Origin of the sequence: Bartonella sp. AA126HLJHH (assembly GCF_042197425.1) — a bacterium.
GTDB lineage: Bacteria > Pseudomonadota > Alphaproteobacteria > Rhizobiales > Rhizobiaceae > Bartonella.
Map to the genome: position 1 here is coordinate 157,619 of NZ_JBHIRU010000001.1, position 12,686 is coordinate 170,304.

4 protein-coding genes are annotated in these 12,686 nt (G+C 36.3%); 1 reads left to right on the forward strand and 3 read right to left on the reverse strand.

The window, feature by feature from the left end:
* Nucleotides 1-2,081 precede the first annotated feature (2,081 nt).
* Both ACFIQC_RS00555 and ACFIQC_RS00560 read right to left on the reverse strand, forming a co-directional pair.
* Nucleotides 2,082-6,740: a translocation/assembly module TamB domain-containing protein gene (locus ACFIQC_RS00555; RefSeq protein ID WP_375706597.1), complete on the reverse strand. Its 4,659-nt coding sequence runs from the start codon at nucleotides 6,738-6,740 to the stop codon at nucleotides 2,082-2,084.
* Nucleotides 6,740-8,704 carry an autotransporter assembly complex family protein gene (locus ACFIQC_RS00560; protein WP_375629174.1) on the reverse strand — a complete coding sequence of 655 codons (1,965 nt, stop codon included), beginning with the start codon at nucleotides 8,702-8,704 and terminating at the stop codon, nucleotides 6,740-6,742. Before ACFIQC_RS00560 ends, ACFIQC_RS00555 begins: the two co-directional genes overlap by 1 nt.
* A 409-nt stretch (nucleotides 8,705-9,113) precedes the next feature.
* Here ACFIQC_RS00560 and ACFIQC_RS00565 point away from each other — a divergent pair, with 409 nt between their 5' ends.
* Entirely contained in the window at nucleotides 9,114-10,646 is a 1,533-nt protein-coding gene (locus tag ACFIQC_RS00565) for a YifB family Mg chelatase-like AAA ATPase (RefSeq protein ID WP_375612798.1), read from the forward strand.
* 11 nt (nucleotides 10,647-10,657) lie between these two features.
* On the opposite strand, the gene ACFIQC_RS00570 is transcribed toward ACFIQC_RS00565, so the two are convergent.
* On the reverse strand, nucleotides 10,658-11,563 hold the full coding sequence (locus ACFIQC_RS00570; protein ID WP_375612797.1) for a transporter substrate-binding domain-containing protein: 906 nt from the start codon (nucleotides 11,561-11,563) through the stop codon (nucleotides 10,658-10,660).
* Between the last annotated feature and the right edge of the window lie 1,123 nt (nucleotides 11,564-12,686).

Below are 12,686 nucleotides of genomic sequence, written 5' to 3' on the forward strand. Positions count from 1 at the left end.
TACTCGCTATTTTGTTGAATGCAATTGACTTTAACCATGAAATTTCAAAAACCCCTTCCCTTCCTCAAATAAGTGTTGAAACATTCATAAGTGTTGTGAATCCTGAAAGAGAAAGCATAAAAGTTTGAAAAAATTATCGCGGATGATGATGAATCTGGATTAATACAACCTTTATCCGTGTTTATCCCTGCACTGATAATTTTTTTCTCCACACAACTTTTAAAGGACAAAGACTCTACCCAATCTGATCTGTAAACAATCTAGATTTTTATTGAGCTCATTCCTCTTGATAACAACTTATGTGATTCACTTATACAAGGCTTACCCTAAATATTCACCACGTGCTTTCAGAATACTGTGTCAAAAAGGCTTACATACCTTATATCACCACACCTCAAATGTCGGTCTTTTATGGTACAACAGAATAAGCTAACAATTATAAATTGTGTTGCAAATTATAGATACACTCCGTTTAAAAGAAAAACATTGAAAAAATAAGAGAGGTTTTATTATAAAACTTTTTTACTGTTGTAGCTTGCTTTAAAGCAAGCTTTGCTGCTTTTTCTACATTTAGAAACTAAAATGATATTCCTCCAATACCTTAACGGCTTGAAGAGTTTATAAATGCACAACGTTAGTGCCTATATAAGGCTATAATTTCAATATGTAAAAAAACAGATGAAAAGCAAAATGACATTCCTCTTTCTTTTAACCGCTAAAATAGAAAAATACGACATATAATTCTGATAAATACTTTTACAAAAATATCTTTTAATATACATTTTAATACTTTGATTTATAATCGTAATTTGTTATTTTATATCTTAAACAAAAGATAAGATGTAATTTGCTTATTGCAAATTTTCTTTATATTTATGATGGATCAATCAAAAGCGCTTGTTGTACGTCATAAGAGATATTGGTATATGCATAAAAACTCTTAAGATAAGCAATAAAAATACCTCTACACTTTCAAGTGAAAAGATTGTCAGCAACATGAGAAGCTGGAAAATAGAATGATAATGCCGGCTTATAGCTTTAGTAAATACTTATACCTTTATTAATAACGGTAGTGTAGATTTTATACCATTCATAAGAGATACTTTATACCATTTCACAAGCAATCTTATGAAATAGACTCAAGCGCACACTGAGAAATGTTCCTTTAAAACAAGTACATAAACTTGCAACACAATAATGTTATATTTTGGAGTATTCTGTTTGGGGAGCTATTCGTTATAAGAAAAGTGATCTTATTCCAGACACAATAAACAAAATCTAAAATAATAGGTAATTTTTATTATTAAAAAATATTGCTTTAAATGCGTTTGACAATAAAATCGATATCTTATGAATTCTCTGCTTGCCTCACGTTTTTGACGGTCTTTAATGGAATCATGTCCTTCACGTAAAAACAGAATGCCATTGTGTTGCAAATTCACGTACTTGTTTTAAAGAGATCTCTCTCAAAGTCTTCCCTAAGCCCATTCGCAATAACATTCGTGAATTGTATAACGATAAATCCATTAACCCCCTCTATCTTTACGCTTATGGAGTAACAAGCCGGCACCACTCACACTATTCTGCCAGTCCCTAATGTTGCGACAGCTCTTAGCTCTCGAGATGATTCATAAGAGGCATTTTTAGTTATTTCTTAATAGTTTTATCCACACAGGATTCTCCGCTTGTAGCATACAAGCCGAATGATTTTGATTGATTCAATACGAAAGAGATTCGTACGATATTCAAAGTTCTAATTCAAGTTGAATAACAATAAATTATCTTTATAAATCAATATATTGCACACACTACATTCTTTAGGCAACAGCACGATATGGGCTTGAAAACAAGGTAAGGTATTTCTCTAAAATAAATATATAGCAGCAAAATAACATACTATCTTTCGTGAAGATTTTGTCCCTTTAGAGAATAGCATAACAAAAATCAAATATTTCAGATACATCTCTTCACGCCTCAACAAAAAGCTTCTTCTTTTATAGGATTTCTAGTCTATGCCTCCTTCCTCAGATTTAGAAATGAGAGACAAAAAACGAAGAAATTGTTTTTTTAAAATTCAATCTTTAATAATCTCTTTCATAAAAGAGACCTATACTAGAATTTTGTTCATTTCCTATGGCACCTTTAGCTTTGAGATGACGCGAAATATCTAAATTAATTGTCCCTTTCGTCGTTCCATCAGACCCTGCTTCAAAGCCCAAATAAATATTATTGTGTATGTAGCGTCCAATACGTAAGCCTGTATTCCCCTTCTCATTAACGATAACATCAAGATCATCAAGTCCAATTTTAGTTCGTAAAGTATTCAACAAAGATGTATTAGAACTACCTGCAAGATCAGCCGCTGCTGCTGCAAGTTGAGCAATCTGAAATGGTGATAATTCATTAAGAGAGCGTTTAAAAATCAAACGCGCCAAAATCTCATCCTGAGGCAAATTTGGTTGTGATGAAAAATTAATATCAAGATTATCAACCGTCCCACTTACAGTTACAGTGACACGAATATCACCACTGTTATTGTTGGTTACAAAATAAACCGTAGGATTAAGATTACCACTAAAACTCGCTTGTCCTTGATCAAAATTAAGACGTTGCGACAAGATATCAAAACGTCCACGAATCATTCTAAATTCACCAACTGGATGCACATCATTCAATGGACCTGCTAGATTAATGCGTCCTCCCAGTTCAGCATCTAAGCCTTTTCCGCGTACAAAAAATTGATTGCGTGCTGTAATACGCATGTTTGATAGCACGACAGATGAAGATTCTTGTGTAACTATACGGCTTTTGCTTTTGTTCGTGTTCTTAACATCAGCACGTTCAAGTGTTGTTTGAATCGATTTAGTTAAATTCTTATTTCTAACATCAAGAAACTTGGCACTTTTAAAATGATCAGGAACAAAAACTTCAGCTTTTTCAACGATGATATCACCACCAAGAACAAGACTATTTAAAAAATGACCTGTCATTGTCATCTCACCTGATAATGTTGCCAGAATCATAGAACCATCATTATAATTGGCATTATCAAGATGAAATATCAAATCTGTCTCTAGATCATTAGAGATACGACCTGAAGCAGAAATTCCTCCCCCCTCAAACGAAGAAGCTGAAGCTTTTTCTATAAGGATATGATCACCTTTCAATTTGCCTTCAATTGTTATATTATTTAATCCTACATTTGTTTGTGAATCAAAAAAGCTACCGTCGCCTATAGAAATATTTCCTATCAATTGTGGCTTTGATAATGACCCATTAAGAGCTGTATCAATTCTTGCTGTACCCGTTATATGTGCACCACGCTTAGCTAATAAGAGATTAACAAAATCAAGAGGCATTATCCCTTTAACGTTTAATTTTGCCTCTGAACCATTAAGAGATACAGGCCCATGGATGGAAAGATCTAATCCTTTATCTCCAGTAGCTATCATATTTTCAATATGAAATGTCGATTTTTTATAAGAACCACGAGCATTTATATTGATTGACATCGGTCCTTTATGCGTCATAGCGGTTAAATTTTGACTAGAAAGCTCAAAATGAGCAGATGGATCCTTCATTGTTCCACCAATATCAACTTTACCTATCACTGTCCCATCAAGCGCTTGTCCTGCAATAAAACCATTCGCCAAACGTGCAGATAAATTTTGCAAATTAATACGAAGATCAAGCGCATTTTTCTCTAGAGATACACGCCCCTGAGCTTGTGCTTGTACTCCTTCTCCTGTTAAATTTGCATTCAAAGTAAGATTTTGATCTACAGTGTTTCCCGTGGCAGAAAGAGAAAAAGGCATAATTTTTTTATCTTGAAAAGCAACGGTTGTCAGTCCCTCACCTTTTATATCGTAAGTTATATCAGGTTTTTTTAAATGACCACGAATCATAACCTGCCCTGTTACACTCCCTGCTGCTCCAAGATCGGATTTCCACAGATTGACTAAAGCAGCAGGAAGCGCATTCATTGTAAGTTGTAAATTCAGGGTATCTTGAATATTTCCTGCTAAGATGATGTTGCCCCCATTTATTGCAATTCCTAATTCATTGATTGTCATTCCATCTTTATCAAAAGAGATTATAGATGGCTTCGGCAATGTCGCATGAAAAGTATGTTGTTTTAAGTCCACAGCTTCAATTTGCACTTCTCGTTTTATACTTTCTGGAAGTTCCTCAACCATTAAACGACCAGAAAGCCGTGCATTGAGAGTATCACGCAACGTCGCCTGGACAGTAAAAACCGTTTGTCCATTATTCCTATCAGCGTGAGCATTTAAACGATTGACCATTACCAAAGGTGTTTGAATATGTTCTGCATTGATAACTCCTTCAAACTGAGTCATGCCAAAAGGATCGAATATGTCAGCATCTATTGCCAATTTTTTTATTTTATTCTTGGAAAATTTCAAATGGTTAACATGCGCCTTCACATTGGTTTTTTGTCTGCCATTTTGTTCATCAAAAATAAAATCTCCTTTTACTTTTCCACTACCATCCTGCAAAAATAACGCTGAAAGTACGGAAATATCATCGGCATCAATATGCAGCGCTCCTTTCAAAAAACCGCCAAGTTGTTGAGAAAGATCACCCGTTATTTTTGCACTTCCCCCTCTAATATCGATATTTTCAAGTTTTCGAATTTTATGAGAATCTTCAAAAGAGGCCGATAAATGCAAAGGTTTCTTAGCAAAAATTCCTTCACCCTTTACCACCCCTGTTAAAGAAGTAACTGGTGCTGTATTATCTACAAATGCATCTATGTTAAATGTTGTGTTTTGAAGTTTCTTCCCTACAATTAATGCTTCAGAAATATGGGCACGCGTATTTAGTTTTATATGGCTATTGCGCCCTCTCGCCGTACTTTGAATTGTAAGTGCACCACTTATCTTCGGATCTAATTGAGCTAGATCAAATACTTGAGCAGATAGATCCATTTTAGCGCTTTCATCTGAAAAATAACCATCAGCCTTTATGTTTGCATATTGATTTTTCAAATTAAAATGACGTAAAGTGAAGCCCATTGTATTTCGAGCAGTGCCACCTGAAAGAGTAGTATTTCCTTTGAATAAACGATCAAAAGACTGCACGCCTATTTTCATATCGTCAGCCATTCCTGATAATTGGAGATCAAAAATGCCACTCAACAAACTGATCGTTCCTTTGGCTTTAATATCTGCATTACCAGAAAGTGATTGTTTACTGAACACTTCCAAAGGAGTTAATGTTTGAGCTTTTAAACCGAGATCGCCTTTAAAAACAAAATTCTCCATTGTCCCTTTTAACCAAGAAGAAAAACCCTGAGCCGTAACACTCAGATCATGAATCAAAATTGGTTTGTTCGAAACAATATCCGTATCTAAATGCACATGAACCGCTTGGCTTAAATTTTCTACTAACGCTCCCTTAATCTTTTTAACCCCTTGAAGCGTCCCTTTAACCTGAACACCAACATGACGAGAAGCTGCATTATCAAGATTTTCGCTTACTCCTCCCATATCAAAAATTGCATCGCGAATATAAATATTTTTATTGCTTAAATGATTTACAACCAACCGCCCATTCCAAGATTGTTGACCTTCGCGACCATAGTCAATGTTCAAAGCAAGAGTATTCGCAGGTTTTGGCACTTCTGATATAGGTAAATGAATAGACTCCTTTTCGTTATCAAGAGCCATTTTGCCATCAACAAAAAGCCGTCGCAAGAATCCATCGGCGGTTATTTCAGCATTGGCTATAACATTCATTGCTTTGTTCTGAATAACCATCTGATCAAGGTGTGTCACACCTTCTTTTGTTCTTCTTGCCTTTGCTTTTAATGTTATATCAGATTCGAAGAGACTACGATATTGAACAGGTATTAAAGGGCTCAGTGTTCCCTCTAATTTCGTAGAAAAACTCTGTCCTTCTGGAACACTTGCAAGAATAACATTACCATCTAAAATAGAATGATGATCGGACTCTAAAGAAAGTTTGATAACCAAATCATCAAAAGTACCATCACCTTTCACGACGAGACTTAATGCTGGACGTTGTTCAATGTTAAAAATATTCGCCAAAATACCATTTTGTGGTTCGTTAGCAGAAATATCAATTTGAGCTGTACGATTACTATCAGATATCTTGGTGAGAACAGAAAAAGAACCCGGTGCATCTAAACGATGCGCCGCTATATCGACATCAAAATTACCACCAGCCAAGGTGAAATTGCCTTTTAAGGACATATCAGCAGAAAAACCAAAAAGATTCTGTTCAAATGTCACATGTTGAGCTGTAAGCGTATTGATAGAAAGAGCAAGCGGTAATTTTGGTAAAGAGAATTTACCAGTCTCAAGGGAAGAAACAAAAGAAGAATTGCCTTGCGGTTTGCGTAAAAATGTAACCTGTTCTGCCGAAAGCTGGTTAATATCCATCCGTCCTCTCAGCAACGCTAGACGATTCCAATCCATTTTAGCATTGGTAATTTTAAGCCAAACCCCTTTTTTATCACTGACAGTAATAGTATCAATTGATGTTTGAGAAGACAGTGTCCCTTGCATATTGTGTAAACGAACTTGACGATTAGGCGCTGAAAGCTTTCGTTCAATTAAAGAAACAAACCATGAGCGATCATCTGTTTTCATTTCGCTAGAGGGAAGAATGTCTCCTCTTTGCGCAAAAACAAAACCACCCACCCCAAAAAACAAAAATACAAAGAAGAAAGCTGATAAATGTACACCTTTTTTCATTAAAATGCTTGCCCTATACCCACATAAAAACCAATGCGAGGGTCACCCTTCTCTCTCTTTAAAGGAAAGGCTAAATCAACGCGTAAAGGACCAAGACCCGTCATATAACGACCTCCTATACCGGCTCCCCATTTAATTTTTTGAGAAAAATCAAAATTCGCCTTTTCCCCGACTAAACCTCCATCAAGAAAACTGACAAACCCTATTTTATCATTTAAAGAAACACGCAATTCTGCTGACCCCTCAATAAGCGCCCGTCCACCAACAACCCCATCATTTTCTGTTTTGATACCAATATTACGGTAAGCATAACCACGAACAGAGCCCCCACCACCAGCAAAAAAAAGCGTATTTGCGGGTACTTGTGCTGCATCATTCCCAAGAATTGCACCAAGCTTTGCCCGCGCAGCAACAACAAAACGATCCCCTTCATCCAACGCCCAATAAGAACGACCTTCTGCTGTTACTTTTGCAACAAAGTTGCTAAAACGCATCTCATAAAAAGGCTCAATGAAAACTTCACCATATAAACCTTTTGTTGCATTAAACTTATTATTACGACTATCGTAAATCAAACCGCTAGGGAAACCGATTGTTGTAAAATTACGGCTCCCAAAATAGATATCACGTGAATAACCATTTGAAACTTCTACAGCAGCCTGTCCCGATAGATTACCATTAAAAATATGCGTAATACCTAATTTTCCTTTGATGGCTTTTGTCGTATAATTTTCTAAAACATCTTGTTGTATTTTTAATTCTGACCTGAAATCTGTATCTGGCGTGAGTACACCGGGCTTTACAAATGTAGCACCGAAAAGATAATCAAAATTTTTAAAATTATATGATTGCTTTTTATTGCTACCAACACCACTTATTTTTGTTTCAATTTTAAGAGTCTCTGCATGACCCAAAAGATTGTTATGCATCCAATAAGTCTCAAAACCAGCACCGTCTAAAGTTGAATAGCTACCGCCTACACCAAAACGACGCGGTTTACGTTCTTGTACAACAAGTGCAAGCGGTAAACTACCATCTAGATTAATAGTATCAGCCTCACGTATATTGATAGCACGAAAAACACCAAGGCGCGCAAGACGTTCATTTGCCTTAGCTAACGCATCAGAATCGTATATCTGCCCTGGTTTCAATCCGGTCATCCACGCGATATAAGCTGAATCTACACGTGGTTTCTTACTTATATTACGCACACTTAAAGGACCATAATAAGCCTTTTGTCCAGGAGCAACAACAATCCGTCCTTCAACACGCAACGCAGCATGGTCAGCCACGACCTCACTCTTCATAATTTTAGCTTTAGCATAACCTTGTTGCCGCCATCCTTCTATCGCCCATTTTTCTGCTTTCAAAATGGTTTCAGATTTAGCAATAGCCCCAACTTTATAGCCCAATTCTTCAATTGTGGGCATTTTATGCGCTTTACGTTTTTCAAACGGAGCTACTTTATCAATATTGGCAATACTAAAAACATATTGTGGACCAGCATTAATTGTAATAACGATATTCGATTGTGCTGGAAGTTGAGTTACCGGACTTAAATCAGCGACTTCTAAGCCATTAATTTTAATACTAATAACACCACCATAGCGTCCATCAGCATAAAGAGCAGAAAGAATTGCTCGATAATCTGAACGCGCCTTGGCGAGCAAACCAGAAGAACTGGCGGATGCTTTCTCTTTATCAGCAACAAGAGAAGAAACAGATTTAACTATTTTTATACCTTCTAATGGTGCACCTGGCGGTGCAACAACATCAACTTTATAAAATTTCTCTGTACTTTTGGCATAATGTGAAGAAGAATTTGTTTTCTTTTGACCAAAAAGAGGGATGCCGAAAAAATCAAATGCAGCAAGTGGCTGTGGAAAAGAAAAAGTAAAACACAAGCCTATAAATACACAGCGCACAGTCCCTGATTTTAACAAAATTCTTGTCTGGTATACCATAAAATCAGATACCTTATAATACACTTTGCATCTACTACGCTTTGAAATAATATAAAAATAAGAAAGGTAAATATAATTACTTTGCACATTTTACACGTTTTATCACATCAAATAACACTCTGCGATACATAACGTTATCCTCCCCTTATATTTTCATAAAATTTTGCACTGTTGTATAACACGAACAGCCTCATTCTTTTTTTCTTAACATATTTATTTAGCTTATTATAAATGTTTTATTGCGTCCCATATCATCATGGTTAAATTTGTACAAATGACTTTCCATGGGAATGCTAAAAAACTGCCCACGTATATAGTTCTCTCTATAAAAAAAGCTATAGAGATGCTTCTTGATTTTTATAAATAGATATGATTGTCTCTACCAAGTCTAAAGGGGGAAAATAAATAAATGATCGCACGTATTACAACTGTTGCTTTTCGCGGTCTAGAAGCAGTCCCTGTCGATGTACAGGTTATGATTTCGTCTGGTAAAATAGGAATGGCTATTGTTGGATTAGCTGATAAAGCAGTTGCAGAAAGCCGTGAACGTGTACAAGCAGCCCTCCACGCTTGTGGACTTTCTATGCCTACTAAACGAATTACGATTAATCTTGCACCAGCTGATTTGCCTAAAGAGGGATCGCATTATGATTTGCCAATCGCCGTAGGCTTAATGCTTGCTATGGGAATCCTCCCTCCCGAAGTAGCTCAAGACTATGTCATTTTAGGAGAATTATCACTGGATGGTTCACTTACCGCCGTTAATGGTGTTTTACCAGCTGCCATGACAGCTTTATCACTCGATAAAGGACTGATTTGTCCCTTCCAATGTGGACCTGAAGCAGCATGGGCAAATGCAGAAATAAATATTCTTGCCCCAGAGACTCTGCTCACTATAGTCAACCATTTCAAAGGAACCCAAATTCAAAAACGTCCACAACCGCGCCAATATACTATCGAAACTGAACTTCCAGATCTTTGCGAAATCAAAGGACAAAAAACAGCCAAACGTGCCTTAGAAGTTTGTGCTGCTGGACGCCATAACCTTTTGTTTGTAGGTCCCCCTGGTGCTGGAAAATCTATGCTAGCGCAACGCTTACCTTCCATTTTGCCACCTCTTGATAGCCGTGAGCTTTTAGATGTCTCTCTGATTGCTTCTATTACAGGAGAAACGGTTCATAATACCATTTCACTTCATTGCCCCTTTCGTTCCCCACATCATTCTGCTTCCATGGCCGCAATGATTGGTGGAGGGCTTAAAGGACGACCGGGAGAGGTCTCCCTTGCTCATAATGGTGTGTTATTCCTTGATGAATTGCCTGAATTTTCTCCACGGGTTCTTGATTCTCTTCGTCAACCTTTAGAAAGTGGGGAGTCAGTTATCGCCCGCGCTAATCACCATATTAGCTATCCTGCTCGCTTCCAACTTATTGCCGCAATGAATCCTTGCCGTTGTGGTATGGCAGGCGAAAAAGACCATGTTTGCCCTAAAGGGATACGCTGTCAAATCGATTATCAGTCCCGTATTTCTGGTCCTCTGCTTGACCGAATTGATTTACGGATTGATGTCCCTGCTTTGACGGCTATGGACCTTATGCAACCAGAACAATCAGAAAAAAGCTGCGACGTTGCCAAACGCGTCGCACGGTGCCGTACCATTCAAGCTAAACGTTTTTCAACAATGGGGTTTGATCATATTCGTACCAATGGCGATTGCCCTGCCAAAATTATAGAACAGATTGCCATTCCTGATAAAAGTGCGACCATACTCTTACGAGATGTGAGTGAAAAAATGCACCTCTCCGCACGCGCTTATCATCGCATTCTCAAAGTTGCACGCACAATTGCTGATCTTGACGGATCAGATACTCTTTCACGCTATCATCTCGCAGAAGCTATTTCCTATCGACTAGGCGCAGAAAGATTAACAGCCCTTAATTAAAAAACTACTCATCAATAAAAACTTATTGGAAAATAACGCAAATAAAGTTCTGTAAGTTTACCATCCTCTTCTAGAGATTTCAGCGCATAATTGAGTACATCAACCAATTTTTCATTCTTTTTTGCAACAGCAAGCTGCATTCCTTGCCCCAATAACTGTGGCGCCATATATGCCCCCCCAACAAAATGGCAGCAATCAACAGATTTTTGTTTTTTGAACCATAATGATAAAGCAAATCCATCATCAAAAATAAGGTCAATTTTACGCTCTTGTAATGCTTTATAGAGCTCTTCTCTCTTTTTAAACCTTTGCCATTTGGCTTTAGGAAAATAATATTGAAAGAGTTTTTCGTGAACACTTTTAGACAAAACACCACTGGTTAAATGTATCAATTGATCGCTTATTGGCTCATCGAGATTTAAACGTCGAGAAGCAACAAATCGCGCTGGAAAGCGCAAATATGACTTTGTAAAAACAAGATCTTGCTGGGTTTTACTTGTTTCTTTTAAACCCGCAATAATGACTTCTGCACCACCATTTTTAACATGTTCTACAAGCTCTTTCCAAGGAATCACTTCTATTTCACAAAGCTTCTCTAATTTTAATTTTGAGCAAATAGCGCGCAATAAATCGATATTATAACCTGCAAGATACCCCGATTGATCAATAAAATTAAAAGGAGGAAAATCAAAAGTTGTTACAAAACGCAAACGAAAGATATCCGTTGTATCAGGTTGTACCAAATGTTCATGCGAATCAAAAAAAGAAGGCAACCTTTCAGCTTCTGCGTAAGAGGAAAATAGAACCCCCCCCGCTACAAATAAAATACGAATAAAAATATTGTATGGATTATTGAATAAAAAGTACTGTAAACGCAATTGAAGATGTTTCACATATATAGATTTTTTTATTTTCAAAATCTCTCCCCCATTTTTCAAAACTAAGATGCAACACTTCTTAACTATTATCTAACGCACTTCACCAAAATATCTGGCGTTTAATAAATAAAATTCTTGCTATTTTTGAAACCATTGAAAATGCTTAGATTTCTGATGTTAATTTTCCAAAATGAATATATAAAAAGTAATTTTAGAGAAAAGCGATTTAATTTTTTAATATAAGAAATAAGCTGTATATACTTTAGTGGTACACTTTATTTTATCAAAATATCCCGCGTACCTTAAAATATTAAGACCATTTCCTTGCGTATCACAACCTGGGAAGTATATAGATACTATTGAAGAAAAGAGTAAAAATACCCCTCAAATGCCGAGGGTTTTCTCAACATTAAGGTTGCATCAACATTTAAGAGCTGAAAAATAAAATGATGATTCTGATTTGCACTTTATTGTCACGATGGGAAAGATGGGGGACATAAATCTTGTAGTATTCACAGGGTATTTTGCGTTATACTATTCAAACATCGTTGTAAAATGAGTTTGGGAACATTGAGAGATGCTCCTTAAAAAAGCGCGTGAATAAACAGTACAATGGCGTTTTGTTTTGAATGAGCGATGCAACCTCACGAGAATGCAAGAAACAAAAGCGTAAGATAATTCGTCATTACCCTCATTATTCAAAAACATCACCGTAGACGTTTTTTTAAATTGTAAAGTTGAATATAAAAGATGATCGTGGAAACGTGTTTTTACATTTACGCATTTATATTTTCCTCAAATGAAGCTTTTTTCACATTTTAAAGATGACACAAACCAATATACACAATATTTTCGCCTCAATCTAACATACAAAAGTTTGAACTGCTTAGAGAGCTCGCAACCTTTGTTTTAAATATATGGTAGAATTAGGATTGAAAAATTGATTTATGGATAAAACAAGTGAGACCTTTATTAGTGTAACACAAAAATGCATAACTAATTCTGAAACATTACGCATATGCAAAAATAAACAAAGTAAATAGCATCGTTTATGAAACAGCTTTTTGTATAAGTCATAAGTGTTTATTCGCCTTATATCACCGCCCTAGTGTTTTACAGCATAACAGTACACTATCATTTTATCATTCTCTCCATTATATAT